We start from the raw sequence: 24854 nt of genomic DNA on the forward strand, positions 1-24854 counted from the left end.
TCCTAATGTTTTTTAATTAAAGGAAACATATTCTCAAATAAACGATAAATCGCAATTAAATCCATTCTTGCAATAGGTTTGAAAGGCAACAACACATAATAAAGACAACGATTTTTTTCCACAAAATTTAAAACTTGTTGCCATAGTTGTGGCTCACAACATACACTACAGGTGTTAATCACATACTGAATTTGTTCATTGGAAAGAGATTTTGTACGACAGACGCCATGTATAAAAATAAGTATATCACGCATTTTTTTCCATTCTAAATTTTGGCTATGTGATTGAGCTTCAAAATCCATAAATATAATTTGACCTTTTTCCCAAGCAATATCTCGTAGTGCGGGGCGACCATGAATTAAATTTCTTCGATGCAACTCTGTCAAGCCATGTACTGCATCAGATAAAATTTGATTTTGCTCTTCAATCTCTAATCCTAAATCTGCATTTTCAACCCATTGATTAATCGTTAATCCAACATCTTTTAAAACAAAAAAATTATCACCTGAAAGCATTAACGTTGGCACTGGTGCGTGTTTTGCATTTAATTCTTTCAATAGGTTTAATTCATTCTGAAAAGCTTGTTTGGGATGTGGCTTTAATATTTTCCAGATGCCATGCAATACTTCAGGTTGCTTAATCCAATAAAGTTGGTGATTAAATTCAAAGCGAAATATTCGTTCATTTCGATGCTCTTGCAATAATTTTTCAACATGCTGGGCAAACATAGCTTGCTCATCCGCTGTCATTTCTATCTCCTTCAGATTAAAATTTCTAAAATGCTACCGCACTTTGCTAAACCAACCTTAGACATTTACCCTAAAATGAAAGGCTAAAGCAATGAACTTATACTGCTATATACTGACTAATAGTAAGGTTTCTTGATCGGTTTATTTTAGCTTTTTTTAGGATATTTTTAAATTAAAGATTTTTACGAGGTTATCTTAATGTTGAGATCTAAATTAGTATTTTACGCTACCTTTCTAATGACATTGTTTTTTTCAATCACACAAGCTTATGCATTTTCTGTGAGTGAAGAAGAGATCAATGATTATTTAGCCAAAAAGGGTGAAATCTCAGATCAAATTGGTTTACCTAATTTATTTGGTATGAATTATAAAATTCAAAACCTTACCACTAAAATTGGTCAGTCTGATTCTAAACGAGTGGAAGTAAGTGGCACACTTGATGGATTAATTAACCTACAAAGAAAAGCCTATGCAGGAAAAATTAATCTTACTATTGATACCATTCCTTATTATGATCCTAAAACAGGTTCAATCTATTTACGTGATTTACGGATTATTAACTGGTCAGGTTCTCCACAAACCTATATGGAAAAAATTGAACCTATTATGCCTTATCTTAATCAGAGTATTGCTATGTTAATGACAAACATGCCTATTTATACTTTAGATGAAACTAAACCTCGTGAAATGTTAATCAAAAAATTTGCAAAAGGCATCTCTGTTGAAAAAGGAAGAATCAGCTTAGAAACAGATATACTGTAATATCCGATAATAAATTTAAGGCATATAAAATATGCCTTAAGTTTGAACTTATTTATGCTCTCTAATCCGATTCCATAATCTTGGATCTAAACGTAATTTTAACAGTTTAGGATGTTCCATAATATTAAATACAGGTTCAACACCTTGTTTCGTTTGGCGATAATAATCTCGTAATAAAATCCATACGATAGGCGATAAAATAAGTAAAGCAATTAAATTGAGCATAGCCATTATCGCCATTACGGTATCCGCAAATGCCCAAACAATTCCTCCTGAATTTACCGCACCAAAATATACAAAAAACAATACCAATAATCTAAATAAATTGACAACAATAGGATTATTTTTAATAAAACGCATATTGCTTTCAGCATAGGCGTAATTGCCAATAATGGATGAAAATGCAAATAACAATAAAATAAAGGCTAAAAAATGTACCCCAAACTCACCTATATGATATTGCAACGCTTTTTGTGTTAATGAAATACTTTTAAGGCATTCACTACCATAATTATCGGATAATAAAATAATAATGGCAGTACAACTACAAACTAAGATAGTATCAACAAAAACCCCTAGCATCTGTATGAGACCTTGACTGACTGGGTGTTTTACATCTGAAGTAGCTGCAATATTCGGTGCAGACCCCATACCCGCCTCATTTGAAAATAAACCACGTTTAATCCCTAATAGCATGGCTTTAGACAGCACGGCACCGAAAATTCCTCCCGCCATAGCAGAAAAATCAAACGCACTGCGAATAATTAAGTAAATGATAGAAGGCACTTTGTCATAGTGCATACCTAAAATAATCAGAGCGAGAATTAAATAACACAATGCCATCATTGGTACAATACGAGCCGAAAAACGACCAATTCGCTTTATACCACCAAAAATAATAAAAGAGGTTAGTAATACTAACAACAGCCCTACATAATGAGCATCCCAATCCCATGCATTACGAGTTGCCTCCACAATAGAATTGGATTGAACTGCATTAAAGGCAAAACCAAAGGTAAAAATAAGTGCTAATGCAAAAGCAATTGCCAATAATTTAGAGCCTACACCTTGTGAAATATAATAAGCAGGTCCGCCTCTAAATGAACCTTTCGCATCTTTAATCTTAAATAACTGTGCTAAAGAAGATTCAGCAAAGGCACTAGACATACCAATCAATGCAGTGACCCACATCCAAAATACAGCACCAGGTCCACCTAATGCAATCGCTGTTGCTACTCCACTAATATTCCCCACGCCAACTCTACTTGCCAAACCTGTTGCAAAAGCTTGAAATGGTGAAAGTGAATCTCCTTGCGATGCACGCCCGAACCACATTTCACGAATACTATGTGGAAATAAACGTAACTGTACAAACCCTGTAGTAATTGTAAAAAAAAGCCCTACACCTAACAAAGTAACTATAGTCGCATTCCATAATGGTCCATCAAAATGTTCTACGAACCAACGAATTCCCTGTTCTATATAACTAATAAAATTCGAAAACATTTTAAATTCCTTAAAAGTCCTAATAAAAATAAGTAATGAATTTTAATGATCAAGATTGAAATTACCAGTAAAAATGATAAAAAAATAAAAACAACTTCATTTAGATGGATATTTTTTAATTAAAGGAGAATAAATAATCGATTTTTTAGAAAAAATAACAATCCGCCCGTAAAACGGGCGGTTTTTAGGCTACCCTATAAGGGCCTATGACTTCACAGGCCCCTCAAGGGGCATGTGAAATACTGACAACCGCACAATAACTCTATGGCTTACCCCTTAAAGGGGTCTACATATTCTTTCTTCGAAACATTATCTGAAATCATATCTTCTTTCTCTTGATTCCTGATATATTCTTCCACTACTTTCGTATTTCAACCAACCATACTGACATAGTAACCCTTTGCCCAGAAATTTCGGTTCCCATACTTATATTTCAAATTCGCATGCTTTTCAAATATCATAAGCGAAGATTTTCCCTTTAAATATCCCATAAAGCTTGATACTGCCAGTTTCGGCGGGAGCTTAAGCAACATATGAATATGCTCTTTCATTGCATGAGCTTCTATTATCTCAATGCTTTTATACTGACATATCTGCTTTAATATACCCTCGCAATTTGCCATAAATCGCTTTCCTACCATATTCGGGAATAAACACAATATGATACTTACAGTTCCACCTTGTGTGTGATAGACTTGAATCGTCATTGGATTTACTTCCCATGACTGTCCTCCTATATGTTGAATTTTGGTTGTCAGCCTTATTCATTATAGGAGGACTTTTTATTTCTACCCAACGCTTAAGCTCTTTGATTCCATACGCAAAGCGTATGGTTTTTATAGCTAGACTTTTGTCTAGCTATAATAAAAAAGCAAGATAATAATCTCGCTTTTTATTATTAGTCGGTAAGAAACAATGCGGCGGCACCTCGTACACCACCAGAATCACCATATTTAGCTTTTTTAATCACAGGCACTTTTGCACTACGCATTAAATGTTTCGGTAAAACTCTCGGTAAGGCTTCATATAAATAATCAAAATTAGACAATCCACCGCCTAATACAATCAGGTGTGGATCTAAAGCAGTAATAATATTACCAAGAGAAATTGAAGCTAATTCTATAAAAATTTCCACAAACTCGACCGCACTTTGCTCTCCTGCATAGAAGCGTTCAATAATGGCTTTTGCGGATAATGCTTCGCCTTTAAGATCGCGATAAAGCCATTCAAATCCACGGCCTGATAAATAATTATCTAAACAAGCTTGGTTGCCACAACCACATTCATAAATAGGGGCTTTATCCCACCCTAATAATTTCAAAGCATGATAATTTAATTGTAGATGCCCTAATTCACCTGCCATGCCTGTTTCGCCTGAATGCACTTTGCCATTAAAAACTAATCCACCGCCAAAACCTGTTCCTAAAATCAATCCTAAGACAAAAGGATATTTTTGATTTTCTGTTGCCCAAGCTTCCGATAAGGCAAAACAATTTGCATCATTTTCTGCACGAACTTCTCTACCTAAATATTGAGTGAGATCCTTTAAGATTGGCTTATTATCCGCAACACGAATATTAGTAATTTCAGCAATTCCCGTATCTGGATTAACGAAACCTGGAATTCCCAGCCCGACAGTACCTTTCTCATTAAATTTTTCATCGGCTGCACGCACAAGCGATGCGATAGTTTCTAACCATTGTTCATAGCTATCTTTCGGTGTATCCACACGTTGACAATATTGCTTTTCTAACTGCTCATTAAAAACAGCTAATTCAATTTTTGTACCGCCAATATCTAAACCATATAGCATTTTTTATCCTTAATTACTTAAGTAAGCATCTAGGTGCGAAATCTTTTGCAAAAAATTGTTTCTTTTCCAAAAAGATAAATAATGCACAATGCAATCCCCAAGAAATTAACGCACTTACCAATAAATCAATTGGATAATGCATACCTAAACGTAATCGACTAATCAGCATTAATACTGCCCAAAGTGCGGTCAAAAATACAAAAATTTTTGCTTTTATGGAAGTATCATTTAATAAACGCATAAATCCAGCCACTAACAATAACCAGCTAACCGCAAAGATAGTATGACCTGATGGAAAAGAATAACTGACTTCTTCTATTCTATGTTTAACTAACCAAGTTGGTGTCTCAGCTTTACTTGCATAATAATTATTTACAATAATTTTGCGTTGTGCTTTAGTTTGATCATAAAAATACTCAGCACTAGCTCCCGAATTTTGTGCTAATTGTTCAACGTAAGGGCGAGGCTCGGCAAACACATGTTTTAACCCCGTTTTAACACCTTGGGTTATTACTGTAGAAAAAGCTAAAACTAAGACAATAAAAATCCATTGATTTTTCGTTTTAGCAAATGGAAAGAAAAGTAAGGCGAACACACCACAAGTCATTAAAGCGTAAGGTGCCGTACTAGTTTCAGTTAACCAATATAAAAAATGATCAAAATTGGTTATCTCCTCGTCACCTTGCCAATGCCAACCAGAAATCCATGCAAAAATAGGCACAAGACAAAGTAAAAGAGTATATAATGACAATCGTTTTAACATTTTTATAATTTCCCATAGTTGAAAAGATGCATTTTAACATTACATAGTGGAAAAGTAGATAGTAGAGGTAAGGATTTATTTATGTCAAAAATTCAATTGGTTGCAGAAGCAAATCTTCCAACAGAATTTGGACTCTTTAAAATTGTGGGTTTTGAATTTCCAGACACAAAAAAAGAACATGTTGCCTTAGTCATGGGTGATATTAGTCATAGTGAAGAAAAACCTGTTTTAGCACGTATCCATTCTGAATGTTTAACTGGTGATGCTTTACATAGCCTAAAATGTGATTGTGGTTTCCAACTTACCACCGCATTACGTCAAATCAGTGAGGAGGGACGTGGCGTTCTGATTTATCACCGTGAAGAAGGACGAGGCATTGGGTTAATTAATAAAATTCGTGCTTATTCATTACAAGATCAGGGAATGGATACGATAGAAGCTAATCTTGCTTTGGGTTTTGCTGCTGATGAACGTAACTTCTGTGTTTGTGCCGATATTTTTGAATTATTAGGGATATCAAAAGTGCGTTTGTTAACCAACAACCCAAATAAAATTGATACAATGAAAAAAGCGGGGATTAATATTGTAGAACGTGTGCCACTAAACGTAGGCGAAAATCGTTATAATCGTGGTTATTTAGATACTAAAGCAAAAAAAATGGGACATTTTATTGTCCATAATAATGAAAAACATTTTTTAGAATGTCCACATTGTCAATCTGAAATTCCTAATTCAAATAAATAGAAAACATGCCCTCCTCGGAGGGCTTTTTAGATCTAATTAAACAATATTAATTGGTCTTCATCATCTCTAAACTTAGAAAAGTTATTCTGTAAAGGCAAAAGAAATTAACCATTTTCCACAAATTTCTCACGCAATTTATGTAATTGGTCACGAATCGCTGCTGCTTTTTCAAATTCAAGATCTTGTGCAAACTTATACATTTGTTGCTCAAGCTTTTTAACTTGTTGTTGATATTCTTTAGGATTGCTAGGTATATCATAAACTGCGGTTGATTCAGCGACTTTTTGTGTGCGTTGTTTAGTGCGAGATTTATTTGAACCACCTTGCCCAATATCTAATAATTCTCCTACTTTCTTATTTAAAGCCTGAGGAATAATACCTCGCTCCTCATTATATTTTATTTGTTTTTCACGGCGACGATGGGTTTCCGTAATCGCTTTTTCCATTGAATTAGTCATCCGATCCGCATAAAGAATGGCTTTACCTTTTAAGTTACGAGCTGCACGACCAATAGTTTGAATCAATGAGCGTTCTGAACGTAAAAAGCCTTCTTTATCCGCATCCAAAATAGCAACTAATGAAACTTCAGGTATATCTAACCCTTCACGTAATAAGTTAATTCCGACTAAAACATCAAACTCCCCTAAACGTAAATCACGAATAATTTCCACACGTTCAACAGTATCAATATCAGAATGTAAATAACGAACTCGAACACCATGTTCTTCAAGATAATCAGTTAAATCTTCTGCCATACGCTTAGTTAAGGTTGTTACAAGTACACGTTCATTGCGTTCTGCCCGCTGGCGAGCTTCTGATAATAAATCATCAACTTGAATAGCTACTGGACGAATTTCAATTTCAGGATCCAATAATCCCGTCGGACGTACGACTTGATCAATAATTTCTGTACCCGATTTTTCTAACTCATAAGGGCCTGGTGTTGCTGATACATAAATGGTTTGCGGCGCTAGACGTTCAAATTCTTCAAAACGCAATGGACGATTATCCAGTGCAGAGGGTAAGCGAAAACCATATTCCACTAAGGTTTCTTTACGAGAACGGTCACCTCGATACATTCCTCCAATCTGAGGCACCGTAACGTGTGATTCATCAATCACTAACAAAGCATCAGAAGGCATATAATCAAATAAAGTCGGTGGTGGTTGACCTTCATCACGACCGGATAAATAACGTGAATAATTTTCGATACCAGAGCAATAACCTAGCTCATTCATCATTTCAATATCAAACTGAGTTCGTTGAGTAATACGTTGTTCTTCTAACAATTTATGCTGTTTAATAAACTCCTCTCGGCGAAGCACTAATTCGGCTTTGATCTTTTCAATTGCATCAAGAATTTGCTCTCTTGGAGTCACATAATGGGTTTTAGGATATACCGTAAAACGAGGCACTTTACCAAAACTTGTTCCAGTGAGAGGATCAAATAAACTCAAACGTTCAATTTCATTATCAAATAACTCAATTCGCACAGCTTTATCATCAGATTCAGCAGGAAAAATATCAATAATTTCACCACGGACACGAAAAGTACCACGTTGGAATGCTTGGTCATTACGCGTATATTGCAATTCGGCTAAACGAGCTAAGATCTGGCGTTGATCGATAATTGCACCTGTCTGCAAGTGCAACATCATTTTTAAATATGAATCAGGATCACCCAACCCATAAATAGCAGAAACTGAAGCGACTACAATAGTATCTCTGCGCTCTAAGAAGGATTTTGTTGCAGACAACCGCATTTGTTCTATTTGATCATTAATAGAGGCATCTTTCTCAATAAAGGTATCACTCGCTGGCACATAGGCTTCAGGCTGATAATAATCATAGTAAGAAACAAAATATTCCACCGCATTTTCAGGAAAAAAGGTTTTCATTTCAGCATAGAGCTGTGCCGCCAAGGTTTTATTTGGCGCAAGTAACATGGCTGGACGATTCAATTTTGCAATTACATTAGCAATAGTGAAGGTTTTCCCTGAGCCTGTTACCCCAAGTAACGTTTGGTGAGCTAAGCCATCATTGAGGTTTTCGCTCAATCGTTCTATCGCCTGAGGCTGATCGCCTGAAGGCTGAAACGTTGAATGCAAAATAAACGGTTTAGAATTTATTTTATGTGACATAGATTTTTTGACTCAAACTCTTATGTTAAATAAACCAAAAGTGCGGTTCTATTTTCATAAATTTTATATGATGAAAAAGAAAATTTTTGATTTAACGCCGAATTATCTCGATAAAATTAGATTTTAAGATTTTTTGCATTTTATCACAAAATCGTAACAAATTCAGAAGATAAAAATCTAAGTTTTACACAGACTTATATTTGTCAATATAAAATCCTCACAAAATTAAAAAATTTTTTAAAATATTTTACTGGAATTTTATTAACTTATTGATAAATATAGAAATGTTATTTTACAACCAATTATTTAACAAAATTCATCAAAGCCTTATATAATCAAGCCTTAGATAATCTTTAAGGTAATAATACACAGAGTTATCCACAGCTTTTGTGGATAGAAATTTAGGTAAGAAAAATAGAAACTTTTTACCGTTTGAGTGTTGACAAGATTACGACTAACCTTTATCATTCGCAACCTATTCAGTAAGATACACTGAGGTAATACAGAATAATTCCTCCTTAGTTCAGTCGGTAGAACGGCGGACTGTTAATCCGTATGTCGCTGGTTCAAGTCCAGCAGGAGGAGCCAAATTCTCTTTTGGTTATCTTTTATTTGTCTCCTTTTATAAAAGTATAGTGTATCGCCAAAAGATTTTTGCCCGTGTTTACGGGCTTTTATTTTTCTGATGTTTTGTTTTTATCCTATTTTCTAATAAATCCTTTCACTATATAATCCAAACTTCACATTCATTTAGGGACTCATCATCATGTTATTCCCCTCTTTCGCTATTATTGGTGGATTAATGCTGTTAATTTGGGCGGCAGATCGCTTTGTGGATAGTGCGGTAGCAACAGCTCGCTATTTTGGTATGCCTCAATTACTTATCGGTATGATCATTATTGGTTTCGGTACCTCCGCACCAGAAATGATCGTATCAGCAACCTCAGCATTAAATGGTAATTCTGGAATTGCGCTTGGGAATGCCTATGGCTCAAACATTACCAATATTGCCTTAATTCTAGGTTTGACCGCTTTAATTTCACCTTTAGCCGTAAATTCTCAAGTACTTAAGCAAGAATTACCTATTCTAATATTGATTACTGGAATTTCGGCATTGCTAATTTATGACGCAGAAGTATCTAGACAAGATGCCATCATTCTATTAGTCATATTTGCAATTTATATGATATGGACAATTTGGCATGGTTTAAAAAATAAACCAGATAGCCTTGCTTATGATGTTAATGAAGAATTAACTGAAAAAGATCCAATAAATATTAAACTGTCATTATTTTGGCTAATAGTTGGGCTATTGCTTTTGATGATAAGCTCTCAGCTATTGGTATGGGGCGCCGTTGAGCTTGCCCATTATTTTGGCGTAAGCGATTTAGTAATTGGCTTAACCATTGTTGCTGTCGGAACATCATTACCAGAATTAGCCTCATCATTAGTTGCTGCCAAAAAAGATCAAGTTGATCTAGCCGTCGGTAATATCATCGGTTCTAATCTATTCAATACACTTGCTGTAGTGGGCATTGCTGGTACAATTTCGCCAATGCAAGTAGGTTCAGAAGTGTTTAACCGAGATATATTAGTAATGTCAATTTTAACCTTGCTCTTACTGGTATTTGGATTAAACTTTGGTAAGCATATAGGCAAGGGTAAAATTAATCGTTTTGAAGGGTTCATATTCTTCTTAATTTATCTAGGCTATAACTTCTATTTGCTTGAAACTGCGGTATAAAATAAAAAAATAAAAGGGAGATTGAAACAAGCCTTAATAGAAATAATTAAGAAGGTTTGTCATAAATATTTCCCTAAACAAAAATAATATCTAAATTAAAGTGACCTATATCACTTGTAGTATGGAAGAAAATTATTACCGTCCAAATAATGTTGCGCCACCAGATGAAGGCAAGGTTGTTCCATATAACAGACTAATAGCAAAGAAAATTAATAATAATCCAGCAATCAATTTAATTAATACATCAAAATCTAAATTTAGTGTGGGAGATAAATACCACTTTCCTACTTTAATCGCTGTACTTCTGGCATATTGAACCATAGCGGCGAAACTGGATAACGTTAGCCCAGTTCCAATTGACATAGCTAAAGTAGCAACAATCCCCCAAGCATATGAATTCAGCATATAAGAAAGAAATAAAACAAAAATTGCGCCAGTACAAGGACGCATACCAATACTCATAATCACTAAAAATTGTGATTTCCAGCTAGTAGCTTGCTCTAATTCGGTATGCTCTGGCATATGTTTATGTCCACAACCGCAATCCGTTCCATGTTCATGAGGAATAAATTCTTGAGACTGAATTTGAGTTATATTTTGACCGATGCGTAAATTATCTGCTAATACATTAATTTGACGAATATGAGGAACTTTATTCGCTTGTGATAAAGTGCGGTGTTTTTTTATAAATTTTTGAAAACTTTGATAACACCAACGTAAACCTAACAAAATGACAAGAAGATAAGCGACTCGTTCTAACCATAATTGGCTTAATTTAAAATAAGCAGAAGATAAATTCAGTATCACTACCACAATAGAAGTTGCCAAGATCGCCACAACACCTTGCATTAATGAAGATAAAAAACTTAACTTCATGCTCTTTTTAAGCTTCGACTGATGAGTAGATAAATAACTAACAATAATAAATTTACCGTGTCCAGGGCCTGCCGCATGAAATATTCCATACAGAAAACTAATCAAAATCAGCATACTTCCAGCAACCCTAGGATTATGCTTAATTTCCTGTAAATTATCAGAAATTAATTGATTAAATTCCCTTTGCCAAACCACAATATGAGTAAATAACCAAGGGAACAAATTAGTAATAGCAATAATTAATGAAATTAAGAGAACAATCCAAATCCATTTATTATGTTTTAGATTTTCCTTTTGTACCGCTTTTATTTGCATAATATAATCACTTTCTGTGCAAACTGTTTACCTAAGGTGAAATCTTCATCTCGTTGGGTTTTATCTAGTGATGAAGCATATTGTCGGGTTTTATCATCTACATTAGGCGCTAAAATTTTGCCTTGGCAATTTGAAGGGAGTGGTGAAAAATCCACTGCATTTTTCTGTTCATCATAATACATAGATACATAATACATAGAATCATAAGTTGAGAGGGTTAATTCCGTATTTTTTAACTCAATAGGATCAGTTAATAAAAGATCAAAATAATAAAGAATTTGTGAATTAGAATTTTGTAAACCATAATTTTGTGGTTTTGAAGTATATTTAATTTTGCGACCTTTTTGATCATAGAAATAACTAAAATAATGTTCATTAACAATATTATTCATCATTTCATCAGCTAATTTTTGTTGTTCTTTTGGATCATTTTTAGCTTGTTGTAAATCATATAACATTTCTGATGAACTTGCTCGATCTAATAGCCATTTCATAGAAAAGCCTATTAATTTTTGCTCCTTAACAATCGGTGTTGTTTTCATTTCTATGAATGCATGTGGATGAGCAAACGTATTTTGTGAAAGAAAAATAATGGAACAAGACAATAAAAAAATCAGTTTTTTCATGCTCAAAACAACCTTACTCATTAATATTTACATAGTATGAATTTCATTCTTTAAAATAAAAATCAAACTTAAAACCTATAATTTCTTGTCAATATTTGCTAAAAAATAAGCGACTAAATCTAAAACCCTACAAATAATATGATTTATATCAATAAATCATCATATCAAGCTTTGTTCTGGGAACTTTTTTATGTACTATACATGACGTCAAGTAATTGCTTGATATTCATAAAGTTCCTAAATAAAATAATCATAAATAAATAGCTAAACTACTTTCCTACCACCCTTTTAGGGTGGTTTTTTTATAGACTAATATCCTAGAAAAAAGTTCATTCAAGTTTATTACTTTACTAAAAACTAGAATAATTTTTATATTATATCCTGTTACTCAAGATAAATCTTACATATCCCCATAATTTCAAGTAAAATAAGCAATTTAATTAAATAACACTTATGGGATCCAATATGTCATCACAATTTGTTTATACAATGCACCGTGTTGGTAAAGTTGTGCCACCTAAACGCCATATCCTTAAAGATATTTCTTTAAGTTTTTTTCCTGGTGCAAAAATTGGTGTGCTCGGTTTAAACGGTGCTGGGAAATCTACGCTATTACGTATTATGGCTGGCATAGATAAAGAGTTTGAAGGTGAAGCTCGTCCACAGCCAGGTATAAAAATTGGCTATCTTCCACAAGAACCAAAATTAGAACCTCAACAAACTGTTCGAGAAGCGATTGAAGAAGCTGTTTTTGAAGTTAAAAATGCATTAACTCGCTTAGATGAAGTTTATGCTTTATATGCAGATCCTGACGCAGACTTCGATAAATTAGCGGCAGAGCAAGCAAATCTTGAAGCAATAATTCAAGCACATGATGGCCATAATCTTGATAATCAATTAGAACGTGCAGCGGATGCATTACGTTTACCTGAATGGGATGCAAAAATTGAACACTTATCAGGTGGTGAACGTCGCCGTGTAGCACTTTGCCGTTTATTACTTGAAAAACCAGATATGTTATTATTAGATGAACCAACTAACCACTTAGATGCTGAATCTGTCGCTTGGTTAGAACGTTTCTTACATGACTATGAAGGTACTGTCGTTGCAATCACCCATGACCGTTATTTCTTAGATAACGTGGCAGGTTGGATCTTAGAGCTTGACCGTGGTGAGGGTATTCCTTGGGAAGGTAACTACTCTTCTTGGTTAGAACAAAAAGAAAATCGCTTAGCACAAGAGCAAGCTCAAGAATCAGCTCGTCAAAAATCAATTGAAAAAGAATTAGAATGGGTTCGCCAAAATCCAAAAGGCCGTCAGGCTAAAAGTAAAGCTCGTATGGCTCGCTTTGAAGAATTAAATAATGGCGAATATCAAAAACGTAATGAAACTAATGAACTCTTTATTCCACCTGGTCCTCGTTTAGGTGACAAAGTCATTGAAGTTGAACACTTAACTAAATCTTATGGTGATCGTACATTAATTGATGATTTATCGTTCTCAATTCCGAAAGGTGCGATTGTAGGTATTATTGGTGCCAATGGTGCTGGTAAATCAACCTTATTCCGTATGCTTTCAGGTCAAGAAAAAGCTGATTCAGGATCGATCACCTTAGGCGAAACTGTAGTACTTTCTTCTGTAGAGCAATTCCGTGATTCCATGGATGATAAGAAAACAGTTTGGGAAGAAGTATCAAATGGTCAAGATATCCTAACGATCGGTAATTTTGAAATTCCTAGCCGCGCTTATGTTGGTCGTTTTAACTTCAAAGGCGTTGATCAACAAAAGCGTGTAGGTGAATTATCTGGTGGAGAAAGAGGTCGTTTACACTTAGCAAAATTATTACAACGTGGTGGTAATGTCCTTTTATTAGATGAACCAACTAATGACTTGGACGTAGAAACCTTACGAGCATTAGAAAATGCAATCTTAGAGTTTCCAGGATGTGCGATGGTAATTTCACACGACCGCTGGTTCTTAGACCGTATTGCTACTCATATTTTAGACTACGGTGATGAGGGTAAAGTAACCTTCTACGAAGGTAATTTCTCTGATTACGAAGAGTGGAAAAAGAAAACTTTAGGTGAAGCTGCTATTCAACCTCATAGAGTCAAATATAAACGAATTTCTAAATAATAAAAAATCCCCTTTTGGGGATTTTTTATTAGATCAATGTCTTATCTTGACGAAAGTATTTATAAATACCTACGCAAGAAATTGAAATCCAAAAGATTTCAATTACAAATGAACCTAAATTAAAATGTACACATAAACTAAGTATTAGTAATACTGCGCCAATACCATTAACAATATTGTATTGCAAGGAAATTGGTTTCCAGTGCTCACTTACAACACACCAAAATGCAATTACCACGCAAGCCATTCCTAAAAATCCCACAATATGTGCTGTTGTATCTAGTACTGCCAGTTGCTCTACCGTTAATGAGTTAAAACCTAAAAACTCCATTATAATATTCATGATTTTTCCTTGTTATTTTAGTCCGTTAACATAACAGATAATTAATTCTACAAAATAAAAATTCACTTGAAAATAGGCTATTTCAACGCAAACGTTAACCTTTAAAAAGCAAACGATATCTATATAAAAATAAAATCTGCACATAAAAAAATCCCATCAAAAATGACGGGATAATTTATAAAATCTAACAAGCTACTGGATATAAGGAAATACTTGATTAATACATTTTATATTCACTAAATAGTGATATTTTTGCATCATTCTACTACTTATGTGTACTCCTATTTAATCGCTAATTATTAACAGAGATTAATCTACTGATGAAGAAGTTTTGAGTTCTTGGATTTTCTTAATTACATTACTTGTCGAACAACCATCCTCGAAATTTAATACTCTCACTTCTCCACCATTGTTTAAAACTTCTTTTGAACCAGCAATTTCATGAGGTTGGTAATCTCCTCCTTTTACAAGCAAATCAGGCAAAATCTCACTAATAAGATGCTGAGGAGTATCTTCTTCAAATTCCACCAGCCAATCCACTGACGCTAATCCAGCTAATACCGCCATACGAGCTTCAATACCATTAATTGGTCTTGTTTCGCCTTTTAAGCGTTTTACTGAAGCATCAGAATTTACAGCAACAATAAGGCGGTCCCCTAATTTACGTGCATTTTCTAAATAAGCGACATGACCAGGATGTAAAATATCAAAACAACCATTAGTCATTACAATTTTCTCACCACGACGTTTTGCTGAATTCACTGCAATCTTAAGTTCATCTTTTGTCATAATTCCAAAACCACTGGTTGAACGACCGTGAATTGCATTTTCTAATTCAACCGTAGAAACCGTTGATGTACCTAATTTACCTACAACAATGCCCGCAGCCACATTCGCCAAATAACATGCTTCTTCCAATGTACGACCATCTGCAATTGCCGTAGCTAATACACTAATTACCGTATCACCAGCACCGGTCACATCAAATACTTCTTTAGCTTCTGTTGGCAAATGATAAGCTTCTTGACCAGAACGCAATAATGTCATTCCTTTTTCTGAACGTGTCACTAATAAAGCACTTAATTCAATATCAGAAATAAGTTTGAGCCCTTTTTCAATAATATCCTGTTCGGTTTCACATTTACCCACAACAGCTTCAAATTCAGACATATTAGGCGTGAGTAAAGTCGCACCACGATAACGTTCAAAGTCTGTGCCTTTAGGATCAATTAACACTGGAACTTTAGCTTTGCGTGCAATTTGAATCATGTTTTGCACATCATTTAATGTTCCTTTACCATAATCAGATAAAACTAATGCACCAAATGCTTCAATTTGATCATTCAATTTATGTAGCAAATCATTGCTTCTGACATGTTTAAAATCTTCTTCAAAGTCAAGGCGTAATAGTTGTTGATTACGAGAGAGAATTCGTAATTTAGTAATAGTTGGATGGGTATCCAATTTCACAAAATTGCAATCAATTCGTTGTTTTTCTAGTAAATCTACGAGTGCTGAACCAGCTTCATCATTCCCCGTTAAGCCTACTAATTGTACTGGCACATTTAATGAAGCGATATTCATTGCTACATTGGCAGCTCCTCCAGCACGTTCTTCATTTTGTTGAACCTTAACCACTGGCACTGGTGCTTCAGGAGAAATTCTATTTGTCGAGCCAAACCAATATCGGTCTAACATTACATCTCCTAATACTAAAACTTTCGCATGATTAAATTGAGCTGAATACTGAGCCATATTGAAATCCTATTCGCATTTATTGAGTATAAATTGGAAAATTTGCCAAATTTTACCACAGTCATAAGCTGATTGGCTTAAAATTTCTATAAATTTCCGTTAAACTAACACAATACTTATTATCACAAGGTTATTTATTTCTGATTATGCCCAAAAATTCTCCTCCCAAATTTGATAAAGCTTTTCTGATTCCTAAATATTGGCTATTTTGGATTGGTTTATTTTTTTTCAGATTAGTACTTTTATTACCCTACCCTATCTTAAAAAACATTGGTCATGGTTTAGGGCATCTATTTTCTAAACTGAGTGTAGGTAAACGTCGTGCTAAAATTGCCCGTCGTAATCTTGAACTCTGCTTTCCTGATTGGTCAAAAGAAAAAATTGACTTTGTTTTACAAGCACACTTGAACTCTGTCGGTATGGCAATTATTGAGACGGGTATGGCTTGGTTTTGGTCGGACAAACGTATTAATAAATGGTGTAAATTAGTTGGCATTGAACACTTAAAGCAACATCAGCAAGAAGGTATTATTTTAGTTGGCGTACATTTTCTTACCTTAGAATTAGGTGCAAGAGTGGTGGGCTTACAGCATCCAGGAATAGGCATTTATCGACCTAATGATAATCCACTCATGGATTGGATTCAATTTAAAGGGCGTATTCGTTCTAATAAAGATTTGCTTGATAGAAAAGATCTACGTGGCATGATTAAAGCACTTCGTACAGGCAACACGATTTGGTATGCTCCAGATCATGATTATGGAAGAAAGAACGCAGTATTTGTTCCTTTATTTGCCGTTCCTGAAGTTGCCACTACTACTGGAAGTTACTATCTATTAAAATCTTCTCCAACCAGTAAAGTCATACCTTTTGCACCTATTCGGAATAGAGATGGTTCAGGCTATACCGTAACAATAGAACCTGCGGTAGATTTCAGTGACATTATTGACGATGAAGTAGAAATCGCTAAGCGAATGAACAAACTAGTGGAAAAAGAAATTATGATGGCAGTTGAGCAATATATGTGGCTACATCGTCGTTTCAAAACTCGTCCACATGAATCGGATAAAAGTTTGTATGATTAAATTCAATGCCACTATTCGAAATAGTGGCTTTTTAATCTCAACCCATTTATTCAATATAATCATTAGAAGTTTTTAAAGTAGAGATTTATACTTGATAGTTGAAATGCACTGGAATATGTTGAATAATTGTTAATAGAAGTGGTGCCGACTATCGGAATCGAACTGATGACCTACTGATTACAAGTCAGTTGCTCTACCTACTGAGCTAAGTCGGCACAGATTGGATGAGCAGCTAATTATATGGATATTTTAAAAGGTTGCAAGTCTATTTTTAAATTTTTTAACATAAATGAGGTGGAAATCAGTGAAAAACGTTCTTTCAATTCAATCACACGTAGTTTTTGGATATGCAGGTAATAAATCCGCAACTTTTCCAATGCAATTAATGGGCATGGATGTTTGGGCGTTAAATACTGTTCAATTTTCAAATCATACACAATATGGAAAATGGACAGGAATGGTGATGCCTAAAGAGCAAATTGGAGAAATTGTTCGTGGTATTGACGAAATTGGTGAATTAATTAATTGTGATGCAGTTATCTCTGGTTATATTGGTTCGGCTGACCAAGTTGAAGAGATCATCAAAGCCAAAAACCTCATAAAAGAACGAAATCCTAAGGCTATTTATCTCTGCGATCCTGTTATGGGGCACCCTGATAAGGGATGTATTGTTGCCGATGGTGTAAAAGAGGCACTTGTCAAACTTGCTATCGCACAGGCAGATATTATCACGCCTAACCTTGTTGAATTACGGGAACTCAGTGGTATCTCAGTAGAAAATTTTGAACAAGCGATTGAGGCAGTCAAAATAATTCTTAGCAAAGGTCCAAAGAAAGTATTAGTCAAACATCTCAGTCGAGTGGGTAAACATACAGAAAGTTTTGAAATGTTACTCGCTACACCAGAAGGCATTTGGCATATAACTCGCCCGCTTTATGAATTTGCTAAAGAACCTGTCGGCGTGGGTGATTTAACCTCGGGTTTATTTTTAGCAAATTTACTTAATGGCAAATCCGATGTAGAAGCTTTTGAACACACGGCTAATGCAGTAAATGATATTATGCGAATTACTTATGAGCGACATGGTTATGAGCTACAAATTATTGAAGCTCGTGATTTAATCATTACTCCACAAAGTGGCGTACAAGCAACAAAAATAGCCTAACTTTTCCTTTCTCTAAAAGCGTTGCAGTACTGTAACGCTTTTCTTATTACCTTGATTTACTTTATACTTATAGCCCATTACATCTATGGGAAATGCGTATGTCAGATCTTTTTGAACAATTTCAACAGACAATTCATCATAAAAATATTCTTATTGCTTTCAGTGGAGGTTTAGACTCTACCGCATTATTATCCTTATTTGCAAAATTACGTAAAAATCAACCGCACTTAACCCTGCGTGCTATTCATATTCATCATGGACTTAGCCCAAATGCTAATGGCTGGGTCGCTCATTGTGAAGAGATTTGTCATCAATTTAACATTCCTCTTATCGTGGAAAAAGTGAGCGTCAATACACAAAATGGAATTGAAGCAGGTGCCCGCGAAGCCCGTTATCAAGCAATTGCTAAACACATTAAAATCAATGAAATTCTTGCTACTGCACACCATCTCAATGATCAAACAGAAACCTTTTTACTCGCATTAAAACGAGGGAGTGGCTTACAAGGTCTCAGTGCAATGCAAAAGGAAAATATAACCTTTGGCCTCCCCATTTTACGACCATTATTATCTTTTAGCCGTAAACAATTGGAACAATATGTACGAGTACAAAATTTGGCTTGGATCGAAGATGAAAGTAATTTAGATAATCAATATGATCGCAATTTTTTACGAAATGAAATTCTTCCCACTATTCGTAAACGTTGGCAACATTTTGACCAAGCTGTTCAACGTTCGGCACAACATTGTGGTGAACAACAACAATTAATCAATGAATTGTTAGAGGAGGATTTTCAAAAAAATTTTTCAGAATCTGACCGCACTTTCAATATTGCTTACTTTGCACAATATTCTCAATTGAAACAAAAAGCCTTGTTACGTTTATGGTTAAATTACTTAGAAATTCCCATGCCAAGCACCGTACAATTAACTCAATTAATACAAGATGTCATCTTTTCCAAGCAAGATGCAAATCCACAATTTGTGATTGCTGATAAAGTTATTCGTCGTTATCAAAATAAGCTTTTTATCACAAATAAATTTGCAGATTTAAGCCACATCATCTTGCAATTAACATTAGATCAAAAACTGGCTTTACCCGATGGATTAGGAGAAATTCTAGCCCAACAAAAAAATAATAAAATATATATTAAGTGGCAACAATATGAAATAGACTTGCCCTTCACCGAACAGCCTATAGAAATTCGTTTTAGTTATTCAGGTAAAGTAAAACTACATTCAAAAGCAATGAATCAAGATATAAAAAAAATATGGCAACAATTGAATGTTCCACCATGGCAACGCAAGCGTATTCCATTAATTTTCTATGGAAATCAGCTCAAAAGTGCGGTAGGTTTCTTTAGAATTTTATCCGATAATACATAGCATCAAACAGAGCAAAAGCAAATAAACAAAAAGCCTCCCAAATAGGAGGCTTTTGTTTAACAAGGAAATAAATTATTTCGCAGGTTGTGCAGGCTCAGTTGCTGGAGCTGGTTGTGCTGGCTCAGTTTTTTCTACTGGAGCAGCTTTTTCTGCTGGTGCAGCTGTTGCTGTTTTATCACCGAACTTAGCTTGCAAATCAGCCTGTAGTTTCATTAACTCTTGAACATCCTTATTTAAGGATTCAGTTTTAGTTTGTAGAGCTTTAACTGTTTCATCTGTACGAGAAACCACTAAAACATTTAAACTATCTACTGTCACATCTTGAGATTTTAAGAACACTGCTTTAGTTTTCTCTTTTAATGTTTTTACTTCAGCGCTTTTAATATCTAATTGATCTAAACTTTTAATTAAGTCTTGAACTTTAGCTTTATATGCATCTACAACAGGTTGTAAATCTTTAGGTTCTTTAACAGTTTGTAATGCTTGTTGAAGTTCCACTTGAATTTGTTGTTGTTGCGCAGCATGATCTTTATCCCATGTTTGAAGCTTTTTAAGCTCCGCAGCAGGATCACCACCACAAGCGGCTAAGGTTAATGCTAATACAGCTACCGCACCTAATTTTGATAAAAGTTTCATTTTTTTTCCCTTTAATAGACTAACTTTAAATTGCCCAACCAAATGCATAGAAAGCAACTAATGCAATGGCAATGAGTACAGTTCCTACATTTAATTGCTTCACATCACCAGAAATAATACGTCCAATTACTAATGATGCGAATCCTAACATTATACCAGTAACAATGTTCGCTGTTAAGACAATAAATACCGCACAAACTAATCCCGACATTGCACCGACAAAATCAGCAAAATCTAATTTGCTTACATTGCTTAACATTAATAATCCTACATACATTAAAGCGGGTGCTGTTGCATACGCAGGAACTAAAGTAGCAAGTGGCTGGAAAAATAACATGAGTAAAAATAATATTCCAACGACAATTGCGGTAATTCCTGTTTTTCCTCCGGCTGCGGTTCCTGCTGCTGATTCAATATAAACGGCTGCGGGTGCAGTACCAAATAAGCCAGAAAATAAGCTACTCAAAGAATCAGAGGTTAATGCTTTACCACCATTAATGATTTGTCCATCTTTATCTAATAAATTAGCTTGACCAGCGACAGCTCGAATAGTTCCCGTAGCATCAAATACAGCGGTCATCACTAAAGCAAATACCACAGGCAAAATTGCAGGTTGTAATGCCCCTTGAATATCTAATGCTGCAAATAATGATTGTTCGCCAAAAGTTGGCATTTTAAATACTTCACCGTTAAAGGTTACCGCAGGATCAAAAATTAAACCAACAATAGTAATGGCAATAATTACCCAAAGAATTGCACCTTTGACTTGTAATTTTTCTAAACCAATAATACAAGCTAAACCAATTAATGACATCATCACTGGGAATGAGGTGAAATCACCTAGTTTCACTAAGGTACCATTAGGATTACTAACCACTAAATTTACACCACTTGCAGCAATCAAAAGTAGAAATAAGCCAATCCCAATCCCCGCACCATGAGCTATGCTTATTGGAAGATTACGTAAAATCCATGAACGAATACCCGTTGCCGAAATTAGTGTGAAAACAATCCCCATTAGAAATACCGCACCAAGTGCAACAGGAATACTAACATGTTGCCCAAGCACTAAACTAAAGGCAGTAAAGGCTGTTAATGAAATAGCACAACCAATCGCCATTGGTGCATTCGCCCAAAAGCCAATTAAAATTGAACCTAACCCAGACACTAAACAAGTGGCAATAAAAACACTTTCAGCAGGAAAGCCCGCTTTATTTAGCATGCCAGGTACAACAATGATTGAATAAACCATTGCTAAAAAAGTCGTTAATCCTGCAATGATTTCTTGACGAAAAGTTGAGCCTCGAGCGGTAATTTCAAAATGGTTTTCTAAAGACATAAGATCCCCTAAAAAAGATAAATATTGAGAGGGGGTATTTTACCCTAAAAAACAAAATAGTAAACGTTTGCGTAATAATTTAAAAGACGAAAAGACCTCTATTTCACTGCAGTTTTTAATCCTTTTACTCATAAAAAAACTCCATAAAAATGGAGTTTTTATCAGTAAATAATTGAATTACATTTGGCTACCAATAACACCACCTAATGCAGCACCGCCTAAAGTTGCACCTGTAGAATGACCAATAACATTACCTGCAACCCCACCAATTGCGGCACCCACAGCAGTGTTTTTTTGACCTCTCGTCATGTTCGCACATGCAGCAACTGAACTTGCAATGAATAGTACAGCGAAAATTTTAGCGATTGATTTCATATGGTAAACTCCGATAATTTAAGACAAATAGCATCATCAACATATTTATTGCTTCAGATTAGCTATAAATTAAGACTACTCTATTTTACAAAAGTTCAATATGACAAACATTTTATCATACTGAACAAACTTATCTTAATCGCTGATGAATTCTTCACTTTCACTCAGAGTTTAAAAGACTTATACTAAATACGAATTTTACTTATACAAGGATAAAATATGGCTATTTTAGTAACAGGTGGTGCTGGATATATTGGTACCCATACTGTGGTGGAATTATTAAATTCAGGTCGTGACATTGTGGTATTAGATAACTTACACAATGCTTCCGAAGAATCTTTAGCACGTGTAAAAAAAATCACAGGTAAAGCGGTTAGCTTTTATAAAGGTGATGTTTTAGATCGTCAAATATTACGCAAAATATTTGCTGAACATAAAATCGAATCCGTTATTCATTTCGCAGGTTTAAAAGCGGTAGGTGAAAGTGTACAAAAACCACTTTTCTATTATGAAAATAACGTCGGTGGTTCCATTACTTTAGTGGATGAAATGTTAAAAGCAGGCATCAATACCATTGTGTTTAGTTCAACGGCAACGGTTTACGGCGTACCTGATGTGGTACCCGTCACTGAAAACAGTCCAGTAGGGGCAACAACAAGCCCTTACGCAACATCTAAATATATGGTTGAAAGAATACTTGCGGATACAGTAAAAGTGAATCCACAATTTACGGCTATTGTATTACGTTATTTTAATCCTGTGGGTGCGCATGAAAGTGGTTTAATTGGAGAAGATCCAAATGGTATTCCAAATAACTTAATGCCATTTATCAGCCAAGTGGCCATTGGAAAATTACCAGAACTTTCTGTATTTGGTAATGACTATGACACACCAGATGGCACAGGAGTAAGAGATTATATCCATGTAGTAGATTTAGCCGTAGGTCACTTAAAAGCGCTAGATAAACATCACGGTGAACCTGGTTTACATACCTATAATTTAGGCACTGGTATTGGCTATTCTGTATTAGATATGGTTAAAGCCTTTGAAAAAGTCAACCAAATTAAAGTCCCTTATAAAATTGCTCCTCGCCGAGCAGGTGATATTGACTCCTACTATTCTAGCCCGAAAAAAGCGGCTGAAGTATTAGGCTGGACAGCACAGCATTCATTAGAAGATATGATGCGTGACACATGGAACTGGCAAAAAAATAATCCGAAAGGTTATAAAAGTTAATTAATCAATCAACGGGCGAGAATCATCCTCGCCCATATTTCTCTTAATAAAATGTCGACAAAATCCACACTACTTTCACAAATTTTTAGCCGTAATATGTTGATCTGTATTTTTACAGGTTTTAGTTCTGGATTGCCTCTTTATATTATCACTGGGCTATTGCCGATTTGGCTTCGTTCCGAAAAAGTAGATTTAGAAACACTGGGCTATTTCACAGCAGTCACCTTACCTTTTACCTGGAAATTTATCTGGGCACCCTTGCTTGACCGATACATTCCTCCCTTTTTAGGTCGTCGTCGGGGTTGGATACTGATATCACAACTGTTACTGATTGTTTCTCTAGCATTATTTGGATTTATCAATCCTCAAACTCATTTTGGTTTAACTTTAATCGCTGGGCTGGCTACCCTAACGTCCTTTTTCTCTGCAAATCAAGATGTTGTACTTGACGCTTATCGGCGAGAAATCCTACCCGATAACGAATTAGGTTTAGGGAATTCAATTCACGTTAATGCTTATCGTGTATCAGGATTAGTACCAGGTGCTTTATCATTAATTTTGGCGGATCATTTTAACTGGCAAACGGTTTTTATTATTACCGCAATGTTTATGCTACCAGGGATTTTCATGACCTTATTCCTAAGTAAAGAGCCAGAAATTTTGCTAAAAAAAGACCGCACTTTAAAAGAAAATGTGGTTGAGCCATTTAAGGAATTTTTTGGTCGCAAAGGTATCGGTTCTGCATTGGCTATTTTAAGCTTTATTTTCCTCTACAAATTGGGTGATAGCATGGCAACGGCACTTATTTCACCTTTCTATTTAGATATGGGATATAGTAAAACGCAAATTGGTTTAGTCGCTAAAAATGCTTCTTTATGGCCAATGATTGCGGCTGGAATTGTTGGCGGAATTATAATGATCCGTATTGGTATTAACCGAGCATTATGGTTATTCGGAATAGTACAAATCGTCACAATTCTTGGCTTTGCTTGGCTGGCTAAGCAAGGACCATTTGATCAAGTGGGTAACTATGAAATCTTTGCATTAAGTTTAGTGATTGCCGCGGAATATATTGGTGTAGGATTAGGCACTTCCGCCTTTGTCGCATTTATGGCGAGGGAAACCAATCCCCTCTATACTGCTACTCAATTAGCCTTATTTACTAGCTTATCAGCTTTACCTCGCGCTACGTTAAATACTCAAGCTGGCACATGGATTAATGCCTTAGGTTATTATGAGTATTTCTGGCTTTGCTTTTTTCTCGCCATACCTGGAATGATTTGTTTATATTGGGTAGCACCTTGGAATGAAAAAAACAATAACTCATCAATGAGATAAAAAAAGTGCGGTGAAATTTTAC

21 protein-coding genes, 2 tRNA genes and 1 pseudogene are annotated in these 24854 nt (G+C 35.0%); 10 read left to right on the forward strand and 14 right to left on the reverse strand.

The genetic code is table 11. The annotated features are described in order from the left end of the window. Window positions 1–2: 2 nt before the first annotated feature. Window positions 3–749, reverse strand: a complete 747-nt coding sequence (locus tag HMPREF1052_RS03450; protein ID WP_005759685.1) for a BUD32 family EKC/KEOPS complex subunit — start codon at window positions 747–749, stop codon at window positions 3–5. 198 nt (window positions 750–947) lie between these two features. Here HMPREF1052_RS03450 and HMPREF1052_RS03455 point away from each other — a divergent pair, with 198 nt between their 5' ends. Further along, on the forward strand, window positions 948–1511 hold the full coding sequence (locus tag HMPREF1052_RS03455) for a DUF1439 domain-containing protein (protein ID WP_040596237.1): 564 nt from the start codon (window positions 948–950) through the stop codon (window positions 1509–1511). A 48-nt stretch (window positions 1512–1559) separates the two neighbouring features. Here the strand turns inward: HMPREF1052_RS03455 and HMPREF1052_RS03460 are convergent, their stop codons facing one another. The 4 genes and pseudogenes from HMPREF1052_RS03460 to HMPREF1052_RS03475 form a co-directional block, all read right to left on the reverse strand. After that, a complete protein-coding gene (locus HMPREF1052_RS03460) occupies window positions 1560–3017 on the reverse strand; it encodes an alanine/glycine:cation symporter family protein (RefSeq protein WP_005759739.1) in 1458 nt (485 codons plus the stop codon). A gap of 269 nt (window positions 3018–3286) precedes the next feature. Then, window positions 3287–3740 (reverse strand): annotated as a pseudogene (tnpA, locus tag HMPREF1052_RS03465) (IS200/IS605 family transposase). Window positions 3741–3915: 175 nt separating this feature from the next. Beyond that, window positions 3916–4830 carry an N-acetylglucosamine kinase gene (nagK, locus tag HMPREF1052_RS03470; protein WP_005759708.1) on the reverse strand — a complete coding sequence of 305 codons (915 nt, stop codon included), beginning with the start codon at window positions 4828–4830 and terminating at the stop codon, window positions 3916–3918. A gap of 13 nt (window positions 4831–4843) precedes the next feature. After that, window positions 4844–5593 (reverse strand): phosphatase PAP2 family protein, encoded by a 750-nt coding sequence (locus HMPREF1052_RS03475; RefSeq protein ID WP_005759698.1) that lies wholly within the window; start codon window positions 5591–5593, stop codon window positions 4844–4846. Between the two features lie 81 nt (window positions 5594–5674). On the opposite strand from HMPREF1052_RS03475, the gene ribA reads away from it, so the two are divergent. Then, window positions 5675–6337, forward strand: a complete 663-nt coding sequence (gene ribA, locus HMPREF1052_RS03480; RefSeq protein ID WP_005759689.1) for a GTP cyclohydrolase II — start codon at window positions 5675–5677, stop codon at window positions 6335–6337. 104 nt (window positions 6338–6441) lie between these two features. Here the strand turns inward: ribA and uvrB are convergent, their stop codons facing one another. Then, on the reverse strand, window positions 6442–8478 hold the full coding sequence (gene uvrB, locus HMPREF1052_RS03485; protein ID WP_005759705.1) for an excinuclease ABC subunit UvrB: 2037 nt from the start codon (window positions 8476–8478) through the stop codon (window positions 6442–6444). A gap of 512 nt (window positions 8479–8990) precedes the next feature. On the opposite strand from uvrB, the gene HMPREF1052_RS03490 reads away from it, so the two are divergent. Together HMPREF1052_RS03490 and HMPREF1052_RS03495 are read left to right on the forward strand one after the other, a co-directional pair. Then, window positions 8991–9066: transfer RNA gene (locus HMPREF1052_RS03490), tRNA-Asn, on the forward strand. 178 nt (window positions 9067–9244) lie between these two features. Then, window positions 9245–10222: a calcium/sodium antiporter gene (locus HMPREF1052_RS03495; protein ID WP_005759710.1), complete on the forward strand. Its 978-nt coding sequence runs from the start codon at window positions 9245–9247 to the stop codon at window positions 10220–10222. A 135-nt stretch (window positions 10223–10357) separates the two neighbouring features. Here the strand turns inward: HMPREF1052_RS03495 and HMPREF1052_RS03500 are convergent, their stop codons facing one another. Both HMPREF1052_RS03500 and zevA read right to left on the reverse strand, forming a co-directional pair. Beyond that, the gene (locus HMPREF1052_RS03500) at window positions 10358–11413 is read right to left on the reverse strand and encodes a nickel/cobalt transporter (protein ID WP_005759682.1); all 1056 of its coding nucleotides are present in this window, start codon (window positions 11411–11413) and stop codon (window positions 10358–10360) included. Continuing rightward, complete coding sequence (zevA, locus tag HMPREF1052_RS03505; protein WP_005759721.1) at window positions 11404–12039, reverse strand: zinc transporter binding subunit ZevA; 636 nt, start codon at window positions 12037–12039, stop codon at window positions 11404–11406. The genes HMPREF1052_RS03500 and zevA overlap by 10 nt, the downstream gene beginning before the upstream one ends. Before the next feature lie 465 nt (window positions 12040–12504). Between zevA and ettA the strand changes: the two genes are divergently transcribed. Beyond that, complete coding sequence (gene ettA, locus HMPREF1052_RS03510; protein WP_005759677.1) at window positions 12505–14175, forward strand: energy-dependent translational throttle protein EttA; 1671 nt, start codon at window positions 12505–12507, stop codon at window positions 14173–14175. A gap of 28 nt (window positions 14176–14203) precedes the next feature. Here ettA and HMPREF1052_RS03515 read toward each other — a convergent pair whose 3' ends face one another. Both HMPREF1052_RS03515 and hldE read right to left on the reverse strand, forming a co-directional pair. Next, a complete protein-coding gene (locus tag HMPREF1052_RS03515; RefSeq protein ID WP_005759684.1) occupies window positions 14204–14518 on the reverse strand; it encodes a CBU_0592 family membrane protein in 315 nt (104 codons plus the stop codon). A gap of 309 nt (window positions 14519–14827) precedes the next feature. Beyond that, window positions 14828–16273 carry a bifunctional D-glycero-beta-D-manno-heptose-7-phosphate kinase/D-glycero-beta-D-manno-heptose 1-phosphate adenylyltransferase HldE gene (gene hldE, locus HMPREF1052_RS03520; protein WP_005759690.1) on the reverse strand — a complete coding sequence of 482 codons (1446 nt, stop codon included), beginning with the start codon at window positions 16271–16273 and terminating at the stop codon, window positions 14828–14830. A gap of 146 nt (window positions 16274–16419) precedes the next feature. Between hldE and HMPREF1052_RS03525 the strand changes: the two genes are divergently transcribed. After that, the gene (locus HMPREF1052_RS03525) at window positions 16420–17358 is read left to right on the forward strand and encodes a Kdo(2)-lipid IV(A) acyltransferase (protein ID WP_005759727.1); all 939 of its coding nucleotides are present in this window, start codon (window positions 16420–16422) and stop codon (window positions 17356–17358) included. Window positions 17359–17497: 139 nt separating this feature from the next. Here the strand turns inward: HMPREF1052_RS03525 and HMPREF1052_RS03530 are convergent. Next, window positions 17498–17573: transfer RNA gene (locus HMPREF1052_RS03530), tRNA-Thr, on the reverse strand. Window positions 17574–17662: 89 nt separating this feature from the next. On the opposite strand from HMPREF1052_RS03530, the gene pdxY reads away from it, so the two are divergent. Both pdxY and tilS read left to right on the forward strand, forming a co-directional pair. Next, window positions 17663–18523 (forward strand): pyridoxal kinase PdxY, encoded by an 861-nt coding sequence (gene pdxY, locus HMPREF1052_RS03535; protein ID WP_005759731.1) that lies wholly within the window; start codon window positions 17663–17665, stop codon window positions 18521–18523. 98 nt (window positions 18524–18621) lie between these two features. Then, window positions 18622–19908, forward strand: a complete 1287-nt coding sequence (gene tilS, locus HMPREF1052_RS03540; protein ID WP_005759712.1) for a tRNA lysidine(34) synthetase TilS — start codon at window positions 18622–18624, stop codon at window positions 19906–19908. Window positions 19909–19980: 72 nt separating this feature from the next. Here the strand turns inward: tilS and HMPREF1052_RS03545 are convergent, their stop codons facing one another. The 3 genes from HMPREF1052_RS03545 to HMPREF1052_RS03555 form a co-directional block, all read right to left on the reverse strand. Then, window positions 19981–20544, reverse strand: coding sequence for a hypothetical protein (locus HMPREF1052_RS03545; protein ID WP_005759668.1), 564 nt, complete (start codon window positions 20542–20544; stop codon window positions 19981–19983). 25 nt (window positions 20545–20569) lie between these two features. Further along, on the reverse strand, window positions 20570–21883 hold the full coding sequence (locus HMPREF1052_RS03550) for an NCS2 family permease (protein ID WP_005759675.1): 1314 nt from the start codon (window positions 21881–21883) through the stop codon (window positions 20570–20572). A 177-nt stretch (window positions 21884–22060) separates the two neighbouring features. Then, complete coding sequence (locus tag HMPREF1052_RS03555; protein ID WP_005759678.1) at window positions 22061–22258, reverse strand: glycine zipper 2TM domain-containing protein; 198 nt, start codon at window positions 22256–22258, stop codon at window positions 22061–22063. A 219-nt stretch (window positions 22259–22477) separates the two neighbouring features. Here HMPREF1052_RS03555 and galE point away from each other — a divergent pair, with 219 nt between their 5' ends. Beyond that, a complete protein-coding gene (galE, locus tag HMPREF1052_RS03560) occupies window positions 22478–23494 on the forward strand; it encodes a UDP-glucose 4-epimerase GalE (RefSeq protein ID WP_005759718.1) in 1017 nt (338 codons plus the stop codon). 51 nt (window positions 23495–23545) lie between these two features. Next, window positions 23546–24832: an AmpG family muropeptide MFS transporter gene (locus HMPREF1052_RS03565; RefSeq protein ID WP_005759734.1), complete on the forward strand. Its 1287-nt coding sequence runs from the start codon at window positions 23546–23548 to the stop codon at window positions 24830–24832. Window positions 24833–24854: the final 22 nt, after the last annotated feature.

The organism is Pasteurella bettyae CCUG 2042, assembly GCF_000262245.1.
GTDB lineage: Bacteria > Pseudomonadota > Gammaproteobacteria > Enterobacterales > Pasteurellaceae > Basfia > Basfia bettyae.